Here is a 17,684-nt window from a genome sequence, read left to right as displayed (position 1 = left end):
GAGTAGGGTCAATGGCCGTACAAAAGAGCAAAAAATCACGTTCTAAGCGTGGCATGCGTCGTTCTCACGATGCTCTGACTACAGCTGCACTATCTGTAGATACGACTTCAGGTGAAACACACCTACGCCACAATGTAACTGCTGAAGGTTACTACCGTGGCAAAAAGGTTATCAATAAGTAAGGTTGACCTTTGCCTAATCTAACCGTTGCACTTGATGCAATGGGCGGGGATTTCGGTCCTCGCGTAACAGTGCCTGCCGCCGTGCAGGCACTGTCGCATTTCCCAGAGCTAAAAGTGATTCTCACAGGTGATCAAACGACGATCACAGAGTTATTATCTTCACTTGGTTATCAGCCTAACACCCGCTTGGTCGTTAAGCATAGTGACCGAGTCATTTCTAATTCAGAAAAACCCTCTTTAGCGCTAAGGCATAGTGATGGCACTTCGATGTCTCTGGCTATTGATGCTGTAGCAAAAGGGGAGGCCGATGCATGTGTTAGTGGTGGAAATACAGGTGCGTTGATGGCTCTCTCACGTTTTAAGCTTAAATTACTGCCCGGTATTGAACGTCCAGCATTGATATCTGCACTACCCACAGTTTCTGGTGCACAAACTTGGATGTTAGATCTTGGTGCTAATGTTTCTAGTGATGCAGATTCGTTGTTTCAGTTTGCTGTGATGGGAAGCGCTTTAGCTGAGCAATATCTGCAGTGCCCCCCTCGTGTAGCGATTCTCAACATAGGTGCAGAAGAGATAAAAGGCAATGACTTGGTTAAGCGTTGCGCCGAGATGTTATCTCAGACCAACTCAGTTAATTTTGTTGGCTATATTGAAGGTAACCAATTACTCGCTGATGTCGCTGATGTTGTGGTTTGTGATGGTTTTGTGGGAAATATTTGCCTTAAAGCATGCGAAGGTACTGCGCAGATATTTATCGACAAGCTGAGGTCAAGTATGATTGCCATGTCAATAAAGGGTTGGATTGCAAGAAAATTATTTTCTGGATTATTTAATGATCTAAAAACACTGAACCCCGACCAGTATAACGGTGCAAGTTTGCTAGGATTGCGCGGCATTGTGATAAAAAGCCACGGAAGTGCTGATGTAGATGCTCTTGTCAATGCAATTGGTGAGGCATTACACGAGGTCAAACGACAGGTACCAAGCCGTATTAGCGATCGTTTGGAAGCGGTTTTACTCGAGAGGCATTATTAGTCTTCATGTATAGCAAAATTTTAGGTACAGGCAGCTACCTGCCATCTCAAGTGCGTTCAAATGCAGATTTAGAGAAAATGGTAGATACAAGTGATGAATGGATCGTAGCTCGCACTGGGATACGAGAGAGGCGTATTGCTGCTGAGAATGAAACAGTTGCAGACATGGGAGCCATCGCTGCACGCAATGCCATTGAAATGGCAGGGGTTGGAATAGATGATATTGACCTTATTATTGTAGCGACGACCAGCAGTAGCCACGCATTTCCGTCTTCAGCTTGTCAGGTTCAAGCTCAATTAGGCAGCTCTACTTGTCCTGCTTTTGATATTGCTGCGGCTTGTTCGGGGTTTATTTATGCTCTTTCTGTAGCAGATCAACACATCAAAACGGGTATGTGCAGAAATGTTTTGGTCATCGGTTCTGATACCTTGTCCAAGACATGCAATTCAACCGATCGCTCAACAATTATTTTGTTTGGTGATGGAGCAGGGGCTGTAGTGGTGGGTGCTAGTAAAGAGCCTGGAATTATATCAACCCATATATACTCTGATGGCCGTTTTGGTGAGCTATTAAGTCTTGAAGCACCAGAAAGGGGTAAAGATGCAAATAAATGGTTGCATATGGCTGGTAATGAAGTGTTTAAAGTTGCAGTTACGCAGCTTTCAAATCTTGTAAAAGATACGCTGAAGGCCAACGATATGCACAAATCTGAGCTAGATTGGCTGGTGCCGCACCAAGCGAATTATCGTATCATATCAGCAACGGCCAAAAAGCTATCTATGTCTCTTGATCAAGTTGTGATAACGCTTGATAAACATGGTAATACTTCGGCGGCGACGGTTCCAACTGCGTTAGATGAAGCAGTGCGTGACGGGCGTATTCAACGAGGTCAAACTCTTTTGCTTGAAGCCTTTGGTGGAGGCTTCACTTGGGGGTCCGCGCTAGTTAAATTCTAGACTAATATAAACTTTCTAAATTTTTGATGTCTAGAGCCTATTTTTCCTGCTGAATGAAATGGCACGGTGATAGCCTCTAGAAATAGGCATCGTTTGTTTATTATTTTCTTTTTAAGGTAAATAAAATGAGCAATTTTGCTATCGTATTTCCGGGCCAAGGTTCACAAGCTGTTGGTATGCTTGCAGAGCTTGGTGAACACTATGATGTAGTAAAAAATACATTTGCAGAAGCATCTGATGCTTTAGGGTACGATCTTTGGGCATTAGTTCAAGATGGTCCTGCTGAAGATTTAAATCAGACTTTTCGCACTCAGCCAGCTTTACTCGCTTCTTCAGTCGCAATTTGGAGAGTTTGGCAAGAGCTAGGTTTAGAGCAACCAAAAAGCATTGCAGGCCATAGTCTTGGTGAGTATTCTGCATTAGTATGCGCTGGTGTTCTCGATTTTAAGCAAGCTATTAAGCTGGTTGAATTACGAGGTCAATTAATGCAGCAAGCAGTTCCTGCTGGCACTGGTGCTATGTTCGCAATTATTGGTCTTGATGATCAATCGATTACGAAAGCTTGTGCGGAAGCTGCGCAGGGTGACATTGTTTCCCCAGTAAACTATAACTCACCAGGGCAAGTAGTTATTGCAGGCAGTAAAGATGCGGTTGAACGTGCCGGAGTATTATGTAAAGAAGCAGGAGCGAAGCGAGCATTGCCACTGCCAGTATCTGTTCCTTCTCATTGCGCTTTGATGAAGCCAGCAGCCGATAGATTAGCGGTTGCGCTTCAAGATATTGAGTTTAATGCACCACAAATACCAGTAATCAATAATGTTGATGTTATTGCTGAAACTGATCCAGAAAAAATTAAAGATGCACTAGTTCGTCAATTGTTTAACCCGGTTCGTTGGACTGAAAGCGTTCAGCTTATGAACGAGCAAGGTGCAGATAAGTTATTTGAACTTGGTCCAGGCAAAGTACTGACTGGTCTAACGAAACGTATTGTTAAGACGCTCACTGGCACTGCGGTTAATGATGTCGCATCGCTTGAAGCTGCTAAGTAATATTGAGGAAAACACATATGATGAATCTTGAAGGCCAGGTCGCTTTAGTGACAGGCGCCAGCCGCGGTATCGGCCGTGCTATTGCTGAACTTCTAGCAGAAAGAGGTGCAACAGTCGTTGGTACCGCTACGTCTGAAAGTGGTGCCGCAGCAATAAGTGATTACTTAGGTGAAAAAGGTAAGGGCTTAGCTCTAAACGTGACAGATATCGAATCAATTGAAGCAACTCTAAAAAATATTAATGATGAGTTTGGAACGATCGATATTTTGGTGAACAATGCAGGTATCACGCGTGATAACTTACTTATGCGCATGAAAGATGATGAATGGAATGACATCATCGATACAAACCTGACTCCAATCTACCGCATGTCTAAAGCAGTTCTTCGTGGTATGATGAAGAAGCGCTCAGGCCGTATTATTAATATTGGCTCTGTTGTTGGTACTATGGGTAACGCAGGACAAGCTAATTACGCTGCCGCTAAAGCGGGTGTGATTGGTTTTACTAAGTCTATGGCACGTGAAGTTGCTTCTCGTGGTGTGACGATAAATACTGTCGCTCCTGGTTTCATTGAAACCGATATGACTAAGATGCTAAATGAAGATCAAAGGGCTGCTACTTTGTCTAATGTTCCTTCAGGTCGCCTTGGTGATCCGCGTGAAATTGCTTCAGCGGTTGTGTTTCTTGCTTCACCAGAAGCTGCCTACATTACGGGCGAAACTTTGCACGTTAATGGTGGCATGTATATGGTTTGATGCTAAGTTGAACAAAATAGGTTATTTGCTGTCTCAAAATAGCCTATAGTTTGTGTTGACCAGCGTCCATGTGCACAAGAATTGTGCATGATATAAGTCAAAAATGTATTGAATTTCGGTAAAAATCGCTAAATTTGTGGTTTGACCAGCAAGTCCCCACTTGCAACTTTCAATAGTTCGAATAAACTACGGAACCATCGCATTAAGCGAAATCTGTAAAGGAAAAGAAAAATGAGCAACATCGAAGAACGCGTAAAGAAAATCATTGTTGAACAACTAGGTGTAGATGAAGCAGAAGTAAAAAATGAAGCTTCATTCGTTGATGATCTAGGTGCTGATTCTCTAGACACTGTTGAACTAGTAATGGCTCTAGAAGAAGAATTTGACACTGAGATTCCAGATGAAGAAGCTGAGAAGATCACCACTGTTCAAGCTGCAATCGACTACGTAAACAGCGCTCAGTAATATCTCTCCCAGGCGGCCTTCTGGCCGCCTGTGTTTTTTTAATTCTTCTATACCTTTTCATAGAATCACATCAATTCCGGAGAATAAAATCGTGTCCAAGCGTCGTGTTGTTGTCACTGGCATGGGTATGTTGTCACCGGTCGGCAACACTGTAGAATCATCCTGGAAGGCCCTGCTAGAAGGTCAAAGTGGTATCGTAAATATCGAGCACTTTGATTCAGAAAACTTTTCGACCCGCTTTGCGGGCTTAGTAAAGGATTTTGACTGCACTGAATACATGTCAAAAAAAGATGCTCGTAAAATGGATTTGTTTATCCAGTACGGCATTGCTGCTGGCATTCAAGCTATTGATGACTCAGGCTTAGAAATTAACCACGAAAACGCCGCGCGCGTTGGTGTGGCAATTGGCTCAGGCATCGGTGGACTTGACCTGATCGAAACGGGCCATACGGCTTTGGTCGAAAAGGGGCCACGAAAAGTGAGTCCTTTCTTTGTCCCATCAACTATCGTTAACATGGTAGCGGGAAACCTATCGATCATGCGTGGCTTACGCGGCCCAAATATCGCTATTTCTACAGCCTGTACTACTGGTTTGCATAATATTGGCCATGCCGCTCGTATGATTGCTTATGGTGATGCCGATGCTATGGTAGCCGGTGGTGCTGAAAAAGCTTCTACACCATTGGGTATGGCTGGTTTTGGTGCGGCTAAAGCATTATCTACTCGTAATGATGAGCCTCAAAAAGCTTCTCGACCTTGGGATAAAGAACGTGATGGCTTTGTTCTAGGCGATGGAGCAGGCGTTATTGTGCTTGAAGAATATGAGCATGCTAAAGCTCGTGGTGCCAAAATATATGCCGAGCTTGTCGGTTTTGGCATGTCTGGCGATGCTTATCATATGACCTCTCCGAGTGAAGATGGCTCTGGTGGTGCTTTAGCTATGGAAGCTGCGATGCGTGATGCGGGTATTACTGGCTCGCAAGTCGGTTATGTTAACGCTCATGGGACTTCTACTCCAGCAGGTGACGTTGCGGAAGCTAAGGGTATTCGACGTGCTCTAGGTGAAGAAGGTTGCAAGCAGGTTAAGGTTTCTTCTACTAAGTCTATGACGGGCCACCTTTTGGGGGCTGCGGGTTCTGTTGAAGCTATCGTTACTATTTTGGCTCTTATTGATCAGATGGTACCGCCTACCATCAACTTAGATAATTGTGAAGAAGGGCTAGAGGATATCGATCTCGTCCCACATATTTCAAAACCAATTAATTCAGAGTACGCTATTTGCAACTCATTTGGTTTTGGTGGAACAAACGGTTCTTTGGTTTTCAAAAAAATCTAAAGAGTCGCTGAAAGATCTGTGATAAAACGGCTTAATGCATTTGTATTAGGCCGTTTCTTTATATACAGGTAGAAACTATGTATTGGGTTAATGGACAAGCTACAGATATGATCTCGTTGCGTGACCGCTCATTTCAATATGGGGATGGTTGCTTCACAACTATGCTGATTAAAGACAGCCAAGTCCAACATTGGGATAAACACAAGGCAAGGATGCAATCCTGCCTCGAACTACTTGGAATTACACCACCCAATTGGCAACAAGTGGAGAGCTGGTTGCGCAAAGCAATTATTGCTGATGCTAAGTCTGGTCTTAAGCTTCATATCAGTCGTGGTGAAGGTGGGCGTGGATATAGCCCAAATCATGTTATGTCACCCAGTATTACCATTAATGCCTTTAATTACCCAGTACATTATGAGCGATGGCTTATCGAAGGAATTCGCCTAGGTATATGCACTTTACGCCTTGGTTTAAATCCTTTACTCGCGGGCCATAAGCATAATAATCGGCTTGAACAGGTATTACTGAAAGCTGAAATGGAACAAGAAGGTTTTCCTGATGGTATTGCGCTGGATATTAACAATAATGTTATTGAAACCACATCAGCTAATATTTTTTGGGTTAAGAAAGGTGTTATTTATACTCCAGACCTTTCTAATGCTGGCGTAAAGGGAGTAATGCAGCGTGTTATTATTGACTTTGCGTCTAAGAATCGAATAGACGTTAAGATTGGGCAATACTCGCTTGAAGAGTTGTTTAATGCAGATGAAGTCTTTGTTTCCAACTCGCTACTTGGCGTCGCACCAGTGGGTTCGGTTGGGGAGAAAATCTATTGTAAAGGATCAATCACAAAACAAATTCAGGAGATGGTTAACTCGTGATTAAAAAAGTCACCGTGTTGCTGGTATGCGTTGCATTGTTTGCAATTGCTGGCTATGTATACATTGGTCAGAAAATGGAACTGTTCATCAACCAGACTCTAACATTAAAGCAAGAGAGAATTTACACCATCAATCCAGGAGAAAGTTTTAATCGAGTTCTGTCGAGTTTATCGCAGGACCAATTGATTGAAACAAGCAAACTTAATAGCCTGGTTCATAGGTTTTATCCCGAAATGGCCGAAGTTAAAGCGGGCACCTACCTTCTAATACCGGGAATGACATTAAAACAAGCTCTAGAACTTTTAAAAACGGGTAAAGAACATCAGTTTGCTATAACTTTTGTTGAAGGTTCTACCTTTTTGGAATGGCGTGAATTATTACAGCAATCACCACACCTTGAGCATAGAACCACGGATTTAAGTGAGGCTGAGATTGCAGAGCAAATCGGTGTAAAAAATAAGAAGTTGGAAGGTCTATTACTAGCAGAAACTTACCATTACACTGTGGGTACATCTGATCTCGATATATTTCAGCGTGCAGCAAGTCAGTTGCAACAAGTACTTGAGGAACAGTGGGCTCAGAGCCACAAAAATCTACCGCTTAATTCGCCTTATGAAGCATTGATTTTAGCGTCTATCATCGAAAAAGAAACAGCGCTTGAGTCAGAGCGACAGCGTATAGCAGCCGTGTTTGTCAATCGGCTTAACAAACGTATGCGTTTACAAACTGATCCAACAGTTATTTATGGGATGGGAGATAAGTACGATGGTAACATTCGCAAGAAAGATCTTCGAACACCAACGCCGTACAACACCTATACCATTTTTGGTTTGCCACCTACGCCAATTGCTATGCCAGGCGAAGCGTCTATTGAAGCAGCTCTTAACCCTGAAGATAGTAATTATCTCTATTTTGTAGCTAGTGGTGACGGCGGACATGTCTTTTCAAAAACCTTAGCTGAACACAATCGAGCTGTTCGAGCTTATTTAAAAAAGTTAAGAAGTAGCAAATGAACAAAGCGAAATTCATTGTTATCGAAGGCCTAGAAGGTGCAGGGAAAAGTACTGCGATTAAAGCGATACTTGAGACTCTTGAGGGTGCCGGTGTAAAAAGCATCCAAAAGACGCGTGAACCTGGCGGTACAGCTTTAGCAGAGCAGTTACGTACTTTGGTAAAGCAAGAGCATGAAGGTGAAGAGCTGCAAGATATGACGGAACTTTTACTCATGTATGCTGCTCGTGTACAGTTAGTCGAGAACGTGATTAAACCTGCTTTAGCTTCGGGCAGTTGGGTGGTTGGGGATAGGCATGATATGTCTTCTCAAGCATACCAAGGTGGTGGGCGAGAGCTTTCACAAAAGGCGTTACTAGAGCTCAAGCAAACAACGTTAGGTGACTTTAAACCTGATTTAACAATATATCTCGACATCAATCCTCAAATAGGCCTTGCACGAGCTAGAGGTAGAGGAGAGTTAGATCGTATAGAGAAGATGGATATGAGCTTTTTTGAACGAACAAGAAAACGTTATTTAGAATTAGCGGCCAACGATAATGGCGTTATTACCATTAATGCTGAACAAAGCATTAGTGCTGTCGCGAACGACATACAAAATAAATTAAGTCAATGGCTAGAGCGGCAGTCATGACGCCTAATTACCCATGGTTAGACAATATTTGGAGCAAATGGCAGTTTGGTCTAGAACATGGCACTTTTTCAAATACGACTCTACTAATTTCTGAGCTAGGCTTAGGTACCGAGCAATTGGTCAATTTATTTAGTAGTGCGGTGATGTGTAGCAATTATACCAGTCATTCATGTGGTGTGTGTCATAGCTGCCAATTAATGCAAGCGCGTAATCATCCTGACTTTCATTTGCTTAAACCCGAAAAAGAAGGCAAAGCAATCACTGTTGAGCAAATTCGAAACTGCAGCAGGCTAGCTCAGGAATCATCGCAATTGTCTGGAATGCGTTTGTTTATGATTGAACCTGCGGAGTTTATGACGGAATCTGCGGCCAATGCCTTACTAAAAACCCTTGAAGAGCCTTCAAAAACTTGTATGTTTCTTCTCATTACCTACAAGCCTCACCAGATATTGCCAACAGTGATTAGTCGCTGTCAAAGATGGCAGGTCCCAAAACCTTCTTCTCAAGTTATGCTTGAGTGGTTAAGCAAACAAGTTTCTTCTGCAATTCCTGCTTACGTGGCACACATTAATGATAATGCGCCGATGGCCATTCAGTCTTTTATTGAGCGAGAGCAGGGGGATAAATATCATCAAATCGAGAGAGAATTTTTAGATTATATAAAACTCAATGGTGATATTGCTAATCTGGCAAAACTACTTTCGTGTTCACATGCAGAACATCTAAAATGGGTTTGGTACTTACTTACTGATGCGCAAAAAATTCATTTCGGACTTGATGCGCCTTATCTTACTCCTGGTGCTAAAGCGCTGGCCGATTGTTTAAGCTATGAGAGACTTTATCAACAATCAGGCAGTTTGAGTAGATTAACTGAGCAGCTAAAAGAATACACAGGGCTAAATAGTGAGCTGTTGATTCTAGATTGGTTAATCGAATTTAATGAAGAAGTATGTTCGTAGATTCACACTGTCACCTAGATAAATTAGATTATAAAAGTGACCATTCGGGAATTGCCGAAGTAATAGAAAAGGCGAAAGCCTCAAATGTTACGGAAATACTTTCGGTTGGTGCTAAACAGGCAACAGAATTAAAAGATGTAGTTAAAGCACTTCCTCTGGATCGCTTGTTAATTTAGACCGACTCACCTTATTTAGCTCCTGTGCTGCACAGAGGGAAACAAAACCAGCCTGCATATGTTGTCGAAGTCGCATCATATATTGCCAAGCTAAAGGGGTTATCCATAGCCGAAGTTGGTCTTAAAACCAGCAAAAACTTTAGAGATCTTTTTTTTAGTTAGAAATAAAGATCTGAACAAAAAAAGCCCAGCGTTTCAATTTAATATGCTCATAATCATAACTTGTTGATTAATTAATCTTGTATACTAATAATGTTGAAGTGAGGATGTAGATTCTGTTGGAATGTAAATTTTCTTCATGAAATAACAATGGGCATTATTTTATTTTCTCTGTAAAATTAATACTATCATTACTAAATATCTTATAATTCATTAGTTTAATGTCATATTTGTGACAAAAGTTTTGATTTTAGACTGTGATCTATCTATTAGTTTGGAACTTATTTTCGTAAGCAACTAGAAAGTTTGTTTACCATCAATATATATTTAGAGCCGGAAAATATACTGTCAAATGTGGTTTCATTTTCCATGGGTGCTAACATTTAAGGCTGCGGGGGTGTGCCGTTAGAACCCAAGAATTCTTATAATTTTTCAGGAGCATATATATGTTTAAGAATCTTTTTGCTAACCTGCAAAAAGTAGGTAAAGCCTTGATGCTACCAGTGTCAGTATTACCTGTTGCAGGTATCCTACTTGGGGTTGGTGCAGCCAATCTTAGCTTTATTCCCGAGATTGTTTCAAATCTTATGGAACAAGCGGGTGGTTCTGTTTTTGGCCAGATGGCGCTTCTATTCGCCGTAGGTGTGGCACTTGGTTTCACTAACAACGATGGTGTCGCTGGTTTAGCTGCAATCGTTGGTTATGGCATCATGACAGCTACGTTAGGAGCACTTGCTCAGCTAGATGTTGAATCAGCCAAAGCTGCGGCTTTAGCTGCAGGTAATGTTTTAGATGAAAAGGCTATCGGGCTGATTTTGAAGCGCTATGAAACAGGTGTTCTAGGTGGTATTTTAGTCGGTGCTATAGCCGCATGGTCTTTTAATCGATTTTTCAAAATTCAGCTTCCAGAGTACTTGGGCTTTTTTGCAGGTAAGCGTGCTGTACCAATTATTACTGGCTTCCTTGCCATTGCACTAGCTTTAGGGCTGTCAGTCATTTGGCCACCAGTAGCAGCCGTAATGCAGTCTTTCTCAGATTGGTCTGCACACCAAAACCCACAGGTCGCTTTTGGTATATATGGTATTGTTGAACGTTCTTTAATCCCATTTGGTTTGCACCATGTTTGGAATGTTCCTTTCTTCTTTGAAGCTGGATCTTGTGTTAACGCGGCTGGTGAAGCTCAAAATGGTGTTCTTACTTGTTACCTTGTTGCAGATGATGCATCTCGTGCAGCTGGTAATGGCTTTGGTCAGTTAGCTGGTGGCTACATGTTTAAGATGTTTGGTTTGCCTGCAGCAGCAATCGCTATTGCCCATTCAGCTAAACCAGAGAATCGTGCAAAGGTCATGGGTATCATGGCATCTGCTGCATTGACTTCATTTTTAACTGGTATTACAGAACCAATCGAATTTTCTTTCTTATTCGTTGCACCCGTTCTATATGGTATTCATGCTTTGTTAGCAGGTTCTGCATATGTTGTAGCTAATACACTCGGATTTGTACATGGTACATCTTTCTCACACGGTTTAATCGACTTCCTTGTTTTATCGGGTAACTCTCAGAAAATTGGTTTAATGGTAGCTACAGGTATTGTTTATGCTGTTATCTACTATGTAGTGTTCCGAGTAGTGATTAAAGCGCTTGACCTTAAAACACCTGGTCGCGAAGAAGAATCTATAGAGGAAACTGTTACATCTAGTTCTGACCTTGCTGGTGAGCTGGTTGCAGCGTTCGGTGGTAAGACAAATATTACCGGCTTGGATGCATGTATCACTCGCTTACGCGTTGCAGTTGCAGACAGTGAAGCTGTTGATCAAGAAAAGCTTAAACGCTTAGGTGCTGCTGGTGTAGTTGTGGTTGCTGGTGGAGTACAAGCCATATTCGGTACTAAGTCAGATAACCTAAAAACAGAAATGGATGAGTGGATTCGTAACAACGGCTAATTCATTGCACAGTAGATAAAAAAGGAGGCACTAGCCTCCTTTTTTTATAGGTTTTAATTGAATGAATTATTGTTTATTTTATCACTTTGTTTAACTTTTGTCTGACATCTAATCGTCTCTTACCTGTAAATTTGAACGGTGTTTTATTAGTGTAAAGAGCATCGTAATGAAAAGAAGTACCCTCGTAAGAGGAGTTCTAGGGTTTGCCGTTTTGACTGCGAGCGCTACAGCTTCGGCAGAAGGTAAAGGGGCTCATCAATGGTCGGCTGGGATGGCATTTGACCAGGATTTGAGTGCAGTTGTTGAGCTAGATGATAAATACCGGCTCACACTGGGTAATGATGGCGCTGCGTTTGATTACATTATTGCTAGGGGCGAGTTTGATACAGATGTACCACTTACTTGGTATATTGGCTCTGGTGCATGGAGCGAATGGGATCATGACGAGTTTGGTGTGCGTGTGCCTCTAGGTGTGAACTGGAACTTTCATAAAGACTGGGATATGTATGGACAAATTCACCCAGAACTGGACTTACATGGTGGTGCAGAGTTGCAGATAGGTGGAGCGCTTGGCGTTAAGTATACATTTTAGTTCCGAAAAAATGCCGACACAGTGCCGGCATTTTCAAGTGAAGTATTAATTTTTTTGCGATTGCTTACTCATAGCTCTTATGATGCATATGGCTGCGCCGCCCCAAGTTAGTCCTAAACCTAACACCATCATTATAATTGCACCCGTAGTCATAATGACTCCTCCTGATGACTTGTTGCATTAATTAGAATACCAATGACAAAAAGTGCCGCTATCATTGCCCAACCTAAGGTTAGATCGTAGTCACCATAACCTTCAGTAAGCAAGGTATGCAGCTTAGTTGCCAAAATAATGGCGAGCATAATGGGAGTGATAAACTTAAGACACACTATAAACCAAGTTCCCACTGAAAAATCTGAGATATCATTGGCGTATTGACGAACGTCAGCAACTCTGTTTAGTAGCCAAGCCATCAAGATAATTTCAACTAGCCCACCAACTATTATTCCCACGTTGTTAGCGAAATGGTCTACTAAGTCAAGCAGTAGTAGTCCACCATTGGTTGCAAAAGCCATTGATACAATAACTCCTACCCCAATGACTATCGTTGCAGCTTTTTTGCGGCTCCAGTTTAACTTGTCGATGATTGCTGAGGTGACGGCTTCCATTATCGAAATGTGGGAGCTAAGCCCAGCAACAACCAAAGCAAAGAAAAATAGCGGTCCTAAAAGATAGGGCGCAGGTAGAAGGTTGATAGCTGCCGGCAGAGTGACAAACGCTAATCCCACACCAGCAGAAACCACATCAGTTAAGGGTTTACCTTGCTCAAAGGCCATATATCCCAATACAGAAAAGATCATAATACCGGAGAGAATCGAGAACCCACAGTTAATCAGAACGGTCATAAAGGCATTATTGGTGATATCTGACTTTTCTGGTAAGTAGCTAGAGTAGGCGAGCATTATGGCAAATCCAATACTCAGAGTGAAGAAAATCTGCCCGTAAGCTGCGGCCCAGACCTTGACGTCCAAGATCTTGCTAAAGTCAGGCTCAAACATATAGTTAATGCCATTTAATGCACCGGGAAGAAAAACCATTCTAGCTATCAGCAATATGACCATGATGAACAGTATTGGCATCATGATTTTTGAAGCGCGCTCTATGCCTGCTTTTACACCACCAATAATAGCTGCATATGTGATTGCCCAAGCGATAAGCATAGCAGCAGCTATTTTCCACTGGATATTGCCCAGATTGGTTGGAGAGTTATCACCTAGTGCTAAGTACTCCTTAAAAAAGAAAGCATTTGTGTCAGTTCCCCAGCTTTGATTGAAAGACATGCTAAAGTAAGAAATTGCCCAACCAATGACAGCAACGTAATAAACGGCTATAACAGCTGCAATTCCAACTTGAAACCATCCGAGCCATTCGAACTTTGAGTGGATTCTTGCGAGGGTATGAGGGGCACTTCCTCGATATTTTTGCCCCATACTGAACTCGAGGATCATGAAGGGAATGCCTGCGGTGAGCATGGCAAAAAGGTAGGGAATAAAGAAAGCGCCACCGCCATTATCATAGGCCATATATGGAAAACGCCATATATTTCCTAGCCCGATCGCTGACCCAACTGCAGCCAAAATAAAGCCTGCTCTGGATCCCCATTGTTCTCTTTGCATATAGGACTCCTGTAAATCCAATATTTATGAGTAACATGATTTAAAACTAAGTACTTAAGCTGAACGTTAGCTTATTTAACTTTAGTGCAAAAAAGCAGATATACCTTGATACGATTTATTTTAGGTAATGAATCAACTTTCAATAGGTGATAAATTGGTTTTTTGCACTGTAAAAATCATATTTTCTCAGGGTTTTATGTTGATTTTTTTAGTGTATGCTTGCAAAGGCTGAAATAATAAGCTGTATGCACTAAAAAGACTAACTACTAAAATGAGTTAACGCAATAGATTATTTGTGTAAAAAATAACTTAATATCTTGCAGTTAACCCTGAATCGGTGGTTTTGGTAGCTAAGTGCGGATATAGAGTCGATTTAAAGTTCTATCCCACTGTTAGGACAAACCAAGGATCAGAAACTCCAAGTTAGTCCTAAGCTGGCAGAAAATTGATTCATCCAGTCCGTTTTAAATTTGATGATACAGTTTTCAGACTCTGAGTTAGATAAGTTGCATATTCCGCTAGAATCGTTATCAACTACGGTTCCAAGCCAGCGAAACTGGGTATTTAGCGCAAAGTTGTCATGCAAACGGTACTCAAACCCTCCTAAAATGCTTGCAGAAAAACCCAGTTCGTCGTTTACCCAATCTGCATCTACATATGAGGCGCCCAAACCAATACCGAGATAAAGTGAGATGTTGTCTTCAGTAGGGTAATAAATACTACTTTGGAATTGAAGATAATGCATAGTTGAGTCTAGGTTGATAGAGTCAACGTTAGTGTTTTGGTTAGAATAGAAAAAACCAACTCTTCCCTTGTCTAAGTCTATCTCACCAGTGATGGCATAGCTTGCAGAGCCTTGTAAATCATAGATTTTCTCGTTTTGAGCGACAACCTTGCCACCGCCAGTATAACCAACCCAAGGGGTCAGATGGATACCTGCCGAAATTGGTGTGGATACAGACAAAAATAGCGTAGCGAGAGAGTTGCGAAAATTGTTGCCCATATCAATAGTCCTATAGTGCAGGTTAGTTTTGTAATTGTGATACTAACGTCATAATTACGCACAAAAAAAGGGGAATATTTGAAGATACCTCACAAGGGTGTTATTACTTTGTTACATGTAATGGGAGGTTTTTATGGAGATCGAGTTAAAATATGCACTAGTTATCACGGTAATTGTTTTTACTGTGCTTATCAGTTTCGGCTTGGTGGCGATCACTTCTGTTTAGGTTAGCCTTATGAGCAATAGCGGCGTAGTTACTAGTGCAGCTATCGAGCTGGATACTCATCGTCTGGCGAAATATACGGGAGGAAAAAATGCTCTCGTTGCTCAAGGAGGAGGCCAGCGTGGCATATTCACTTCTGGTGTGCTTGACGCATTTCTTTTGTCTAATTTTGATCCGTTCGATGTCTTTTATGGCACTTCAGCTGGTGCACTTAATTTGTGTGGTTTTCTTTGTCGCCAGAGAGGTATAGGTCGTGCTTTCATTCTAGATTTAACCACAGACCCTATGTTTTTCAACTTATTTCGCTATATCAGGCGCAAGCAGCACCTTGGAATCGATTGGGCAGTCGATAAAATAAGCGATTATCCGTATAAATTGGATATTGATATGGGTAGAAAAATATTGAAGGATAGGAAAGCTTTTGCAGCTGTGACGGATACCAGTCGTTTATTTGATCACTATCTCCCCATGCTTGAAGAAGATTGGAGAAAGGTCATGATTGCAACCTGTGCTATCCCTAGGCTATATAACCAAGCCGTTGAGTTCGAACATGGAATGTATGTCGATGGAGGTGTGTCAGCGTCTATACCAGTACAAGAAGCTTGGCGCAAAGAAGCACGTTGCATCATTGTAATAAGAACAGAGGGTGAAGACTTAGAAACCGAAATTGAAGAAGAAATACAAGGTAATAATGTTCAATGGTACCATGGTTCATTTAATAATATTCAAGATCGTTGGCAACAAAAGTTAGCAAGCTGGAAGGATGATTGGGCAAGCTTCTTTACCGAGCAATTGCAGCGATCCAAGGAAGAAAAGTTGAGGAATATTCAACTTGAAGCGCTTAATGGTGGGCGATGGTTGTTTGGTGCAGAAGATATTTATCGGTTAAGTTATTTACTGGGAGAGAAATTTGATTCGGGGTTGGCAGATATGCTAATGGTGCATTACCAAACCTATTCTTTAACCCAAGATTTCCTACACAATCCCCCAGATGACTGTTTTATTGTTCAAATTAAGCCAGATAAACCGCTTTTATCAAGCTCATTAATGAGTGAGAGAGGAGCTTTATTGCATGACTATCAGCTAGGGCTTGATGCAGGGTTTCGCTTCGTTGAGATGTATTCCTCAGTATCCACTAAAACCCCTCCCAAGTTCTTTCAAAGTTAGTTAGGTGTTGACTATTACTACCTAAACTGAGAGTACTCGCATACAGTTAGTTGAACCTACAACATCCATAACATCACCTAAAGTGATAATGACGAGATCGCCATCGTGAAGAAGCCCTTTCTTTTTAAGGCACTGAACAGCATCTTTGGCGGTTGATAGACCTGAGTCACTTGTCGAGTCAAAGTAAACTGGGGTCACGCCCCGATACAATGCGGTATGGTTCAGTGTACTTTCGTTACGTGAAAGTGCGAAGATTGGCAAACCTGAGCTTAGTCTAGACATCATGAGTGCAGTCCGGCCTGATTCTGTTAGAGTGATGATTCCTTTAACTCCTTTCAAATGGTTGGCGGCAAACATGGTCGACATGGCCAGTGTCTCTTCACTAGTTTCAAAAACAGTATTCATTCTGTATGTTGAGCGGTTTATGGCTGACATTTTTTCAGCGCCTAAGCAAACTTCGGCCATTGAGCGGACGGTCTCAAGTGGATATTTTCCTGCGGCAGTTTCACCCGATAGCATTACGGCGTCAGTTCCATCTAATACTGCATTTGCTACATCCATGACTTCTGCTCGCGTTGGCATCGGGTTTTCAATCATAGATTCCATCATTTGTGTTGCCGTAATAACAGCTCGATTAAGGCTTCTCGCTCTACGGATTAATTGTTTTTGTACGCCAATTAGCTCAGGGTCTCCAATCTCAACTCCTAAATCCCCACGAGCTACCATAACGGCATCTGAAGCAAGGATTATTTCATCGATATTCTCTTCAGTTTCTACAGTCTCTGCGCGTTCTACCTTTGCTACCAGCTTTGCTTCTAGGCCTGCATCACGAGCTAAACGTCTAGCATACTTCATATCTTCACCATTTCTCGGGAAAGAAACGGCTAAATAATCAACATTAATTTGGGCTGCTGTTTTAATATCATTTTTGTCTTTTTCTGTTAATGCATCAGCGGATAGACCTCCACCCTTCTTATTGATGCCTTTGTTGTTTGATAATGGACCTCCAACAACGACCTTGGTGATAACTTGGTTACCCGATACTTTAGTAACTTTGAGTTGAACTCGGCCATCATCAAGTAACAATAAGTCACCCGTTGTTACATCTTGTGGCAGTTCTTTGTAGTCTAGCCCTACAGCATTTTGATCTCCTTGGCCTTGTGGTAGATCGCTATCGAGCACAAAAGTATCGCCAACAGAGAGCTGGATTTTATTTTCTTTAAAAGTTGAAACACGTATTTTAGGCCCTTGTAGATCACCCAGAATTGCTACATGAGTGCCATATTTAGCCGCGATATTACGTATTTGCATTGCTCTTTGGACATGATCTTCAGCAGAACCATGAGAGAAATTCATTCTAACAACATTAGCGCCTGCTTTAATGATTGCATCGAGCATACCTTCTTTGTCGGTAGAAGGGCCTAATGTGGTGACTATTTTTGTTCTTCTTTGAATACAGGTCATGATTCATTCCTTGATCACACTGGAAGCAAAAACTTACTCTTTGTAAGCCTCGTCTAAGTATATGCAAAATACTGAGTT

General features: G+C 41.9%; 19 protein-coding genes and 1 pseudogene. 16 read left to right on the top strand and 4 right to left on the bottom strand.

Annotation, left to right across the window (positions count from 1 at the left end; translation table 11 throughout):
- Positions 1-11: 11 nt before the first annotated feature.
- The 14 genes and pseudogenes from rpmF (at position 12) to OCV27_RS10175 (ending at position 12,133) form a co-directional block, all read left to right on the top strand.
- The gene (rpmF, locus tag OCV27_RS10240) at positions 12-182 is read left to right on the top strand and encodes a 50S ribosomal protein L32 (RefSeq protein WP_125323044.1); all 171 of its coding nucleotides are present in this window, start codon (positions 12-14) and stop codon (positions 180-182) included.
- A 9-nt stretch (positions 183-191) separates the two neighbouring features.
- Positions 192-1,217: a phosphate acyltransferase PlsX gene (gene plsX, locus OCV27_RS10235; RefSeq protein ID WP_125323045.1), complete on the top strand. Its 1,026-nt coding sequence runs from the start codon at positions 192-194 to the stop codon at positions 1,215-1,217.
- 5 nt (positions 1,218-1,222) lie between these two features.
- Positions 1,223-2,173: a beta-ketoacyl-ACP synthase III gene (locus OCV27_RS10230; RefSeq protein ID WP_125323046.1), complete on the top strand. Its 951-nt coding sequence runs from the start codon at positions 1,223-1,225 to the stop codon at positions 2,171-2,173.
- Between the two features lie 125 nt (positions 2,174-2,298).
- The gene (gene fabD / locus OCV27_RS10225) at positions 2,299-3,222 is read left to right on the top strand and encodes an ACP S-malonyltransferase (RefSeq protein WP_125323047.1); all 924 of its coding nucleotides are present in this window, start codon (positions 2,299-2,301) and stop codon (positions 3,220-3,222) included.
- Positions 3,223-3,242: 20 nt separating this feature from the next.
- Positions 3,243-3,977 carry a 3-oxoacyl-ACP reductase FabG gene (gene fabG, locus OCV27_RS10220; protein WP_171360390.1) on the top strand — a complete coding sequence of 245 codons (735 nt, stop codon included), beginning with the start codon at positions 3,243-3,245 and terminating at the stop codon, positions 3,975-3,977.
- Between the two features lie 231 nt (positions 3,978-4,208).
- On the top strand, positions 4,209-4,442 hold the full coding sequence (gene acpP, locus OCV27_RS10215; protein WP_004406112.1) for an acyl carrier protein: 234 nt from the start codon (positions 4,209-4,211) through the stop codon (positions 4,440-4,442).
- A 91-nt stretch (positions 4,443-4,533) separates the two neighbouring features.
- Positions 4,534-5,778, top strand: coding sequence for a beta-ketoacyl-ACP synthase II (gene fabF, locus OCV27_RS10210; protein WP_125323049.1), 1,245 nt, complete (start codon positions 4,534-4,536; stop codon positions 5,776-5,778).
- A 77-nt stretch (positions 5,779-5,855) separates the two neighbouring features.
- The gene (gene pabC, locus OCV27_RS10205; RefSeq protein WP_125323050.1) at positions 5,856-6,659 is read left to right on the top strand and encodes an aminodeoxychorismate lyase; all 804 of its coding nucleotides are present in this window, start codon (positions 5,856-5,858) and stop codon (positions 6,657-6,659) included.
- Positions 6,656-7,672, top strand: coding sequence for an endolytic transglycosylase MltG (gene mltG / locus OCV27_RS10200; RefSeq protein ID WP_125323051.1), 1,017 nt, complete (start codon positions 6,656-6,658; stop codon positions 7,670-7,672). Before pabC ends, mltG begins: the two co-directional genes overlap by 4 nt.
- Positions 7,669-8,304, top strand: coding sequence for a dTMP kinase (gene tmk / locus OCV27_RS10195; protein ID WP_125323052.1), 636 nt, complete (start codon positions 7,669-7,671; stop codon positions 8,302-8,304). The genes mltG and tmk overlap by 4 nt, the downstream gene beginning before the upstream one ends.
- On the top strand, positions 8,301-9,263 hold the full coding sequence (gene holB, locus OCV27_RS10190; protein ID WP_125323053.1) for a DNA polymerase III subunit delta': 963 nt from the start codon (positions 8,301-8,303) through the stop codon (positions 9,261-9,263). The genes tmk and holB overlap by 4 nt, the downstream gene beginning before the upstream one ends.
- A 113-nt stretch (positions 9,264-9,376) precedes the next feature.
- Positions 9,377-9,601 (top strand): annotated as a pseudogene (locus OCV27_RS20860) (TatD family hydrolase); the annotation flags it as partial.
- Positions 9,602-10,044: 443 nt separating this feature from the next.
- On the top strand, positions 10,045-11,541 hold the full coding sequence (gene ptsG / locus OCV27_RS10180) for a PTS glucose transporter subunit IIBC (protein WP_125323397.1): 1,497 nt from the start codon (positions 10,045-10,047) through the stop codon (positions 11,539-11,541).
- A 166-nt stretch (positions 11,542-11,707) separates the two neighbouring features.
- Positions 11,708-12,133, top strand: coding sequence for a hypothetical protein (locus OCV27_RS10175; protein ID WP_125323398.1), 426 nt, complete (start codon positions 11,708-11,710; stop codon positions 12,131-12,133).
- A gap of 45 nt (positions 12,134-12,178) precedes the next feature.
- On the opposite strand, the gene OCV27_RS10170 is transcribed toward OCV27_RS10175, so the two are convergent.
- The 3 genes from OCV27_RS10170 to OCV27_RS10160 all read right to left on the bottom strand — a co-directional run bounded on the left by OCV27_RS10170 (position 12,179) and on the right by OCV27_RS10160 (position 14,752).
- Positions 12,179-12,286: a MetS family NSS transporter small subunit gene (locus OCV27_RS10170; protein ID WP_125323399.1), complete on the bottom strand. Its 108-nt coding sequence runs from the start codon at positions 12,284-12,286 to the stop codon at positions 12,179-12,181.
- Positions 12,283-13,749 carry a sodium-dependent transporter gene (locus OCV27_RS10165; RefSeq protein WP_125323400.1) on the bottom strand — a complete coding sequence of 489 codons (1,467 nt, stop codon included), beginning with the start codon at positions 13,747-13,749 and terminating at the stop codon, positions 12,283-12,285. The genes OCV27_RS10170 and OCV27_RS10165 overlap by 4 nt, the downstream gene beginning before the upstream one ends.
- A gap of 409 nt (positions 13,750-14,158) precedes the next feature.
- Positions 14,159-14,752, bottom strand: a complete 594-nt coding sequence (locus OCV27_RS10160; RefSeq protein ID WP_125322783.1) for an outer membrane protein — start codon at positions 14,750-14,752, stop codon at positions 14,159-14,161.
- Between the two features lie 133 nt (positions 14,753-14,885).
- Here OCV27_RS10160 and cydH point away from each other — a divergent pair, with 133 nt between their 5' ends.
- Positions 14,886-14,978, top strand: a complete 93-nt coding sequence (gene cydH, locus OCV27_RS10155) for a cytochrome bd-I oxidase subunit CydH (RefSeq protein WP_125322784.1) — start codon at positions 14,886-14,888, stop codon at positions 14,976-14,978.
- Positions 14,979-14,987: 9 nt separating this feature from the next.
- Positions 14,988-16,142, top strand: a complete 1,155-nt coding sequence (locus OCV27_RS10150; protein WP_125322785.1) for a patatin-like phospholipase family protein — start codon at positions 14,988-14,990, stop codon at positions 16,140-16,142.
- A 21-nt stretch (positions 16,143-16,163) separates the two neighbouring features.
- Here OCV27_RS10150 and pyk read toward each other — a convergent pair whose 3' ends face one another.
- On the bottom strand, positions 16,164-17,606 hold the full coding sequence (gene pyk, locus OCV27_RS10145) for a pyruvate kinase (RefSeq protein WP_125322786.1): 1,443 nt from the start codon (positions 17,604-17,606) through the stop codon (positions 16,164-16,166).
- Between the last annotated feature and the right edge of the window lie 78 nt (positions 17,607-17,684).

The sequence above is a fragment of the Vibrio pectenicida genome (assembly GCA_024347015.1).
In the GTDB taxonomy this organism is placed as follows: Bacteria; Pseudomonadota; Gammaproteobacteria; order Enterobacterales; family Vibrionaceae; genus Vibrio; species Vibrio pectenicida.
Note: the sequence above shows the minus strand (reverse complement) of the source record. Positions and strands in the feature narration are given on the sequence as shown.

Coding starts and splice junctions, on each gene's coding strand:
- rpmF (WP_125323044.1), top strand. CDS start 12: ATGGCCGTACAAAAGAGCAAAAAATCACGTTCTAAGCGTGGCATGCGT.
- OCV27_RS10230 (WP_125323046.1), top strand. CDS start 1,223: ATGTATAGCAAAATTTTAGGTACAGGCAGCTACCTGCCATCTCAAGTG.
- fabD (WP_125323047.1), top strand. CDS start 2,299: ATGAGCAATTTTGCTATCGTATTTCCGGGCCAAGGTTCACAAGCTGTT.
- fabG (WP_171360390.1), top strand. CDS start 3,243: ATGAATCTTGAAGGCCAGGTCGCTTTAGTGACAGGCGCCAGCCGCGGT.
- acpP (WP_004406112.1), top strand. CDS start 4,209: ATGAGCAACATCGAAGAACGCGTAAAGAAAATCATTGTTGAACAACTA.
- pabC (WP_125323050.1), top strand. CDS start 5,856: ATGTATTGGGTTAATGGACAAGCTACAGATATGATCTCGTTGCGTGAC.
- tmk (WP_125323052.1), top strand. CDS start 7,669: ATGAACAAAGCGAAATTCATTGTTATCGAAGGCCTAGAAGGTGCAGGG.
- holB (WP_125323053.1), top strand. CDS start 8,301: ATGACGCCTAATTACCCATGGTTAGACAATATTTGGAGCAAATGGCAG.
- ptsG (WP_125323397.1), top strand. CDS start 10,045: ATGTTTAAGAATCTTTTTGCTAACCTGCAAAAAGTAGGTAAAGCCTTG.
- OCV27_RS10175 (WP_125323398.1), top strand. CDS start 11,708: ATGAAAAGAAGTACCCTCGTAAGAGGAGTTCTAGGGTTTGCCGTTTTG.
- OCV27_RS10170 (WP_125323399.1), bottom strand. CDS start 12,286: ATGACTACGGGTGCAATTATAATGATGGTGTTAGGTTTAGGACTAACT.
- OCV27_RS10165 (WP_125323400.1), bottom strand. CDS start 13,749: ATGCAAAGAGAACAATGGGGATCCAGAGCAGGCTTTATTTTGGCTGCA.
- OCV27_RS10160 (WP_125322783.1), bottom strand. CDS start 14,752: ATGGGCAACAATTTTCGCAACTCTCTCGCTACGCTATTTTTGTCTGTA.
- cydH (WP_125322784.1), top strand. CDS start 14,886: ATGGAGATCGAGTTAAAATATGCACTAGTTATCACGGTAATTGTTTTT.
- OCV27_RS10150 (WP_125322785.1), top strand. CDS start 14,988: ATGAGCAATAGCGGCGTAGTTACTAGTGCAGCTATCGAGCTGGATACT.
- pyk (WP_125322786.1), bottom strand. CDS start 17,606: ATGACCTGTATTCAAAGAAGAACAAAAATAGTCACCACATTAGGCCCT.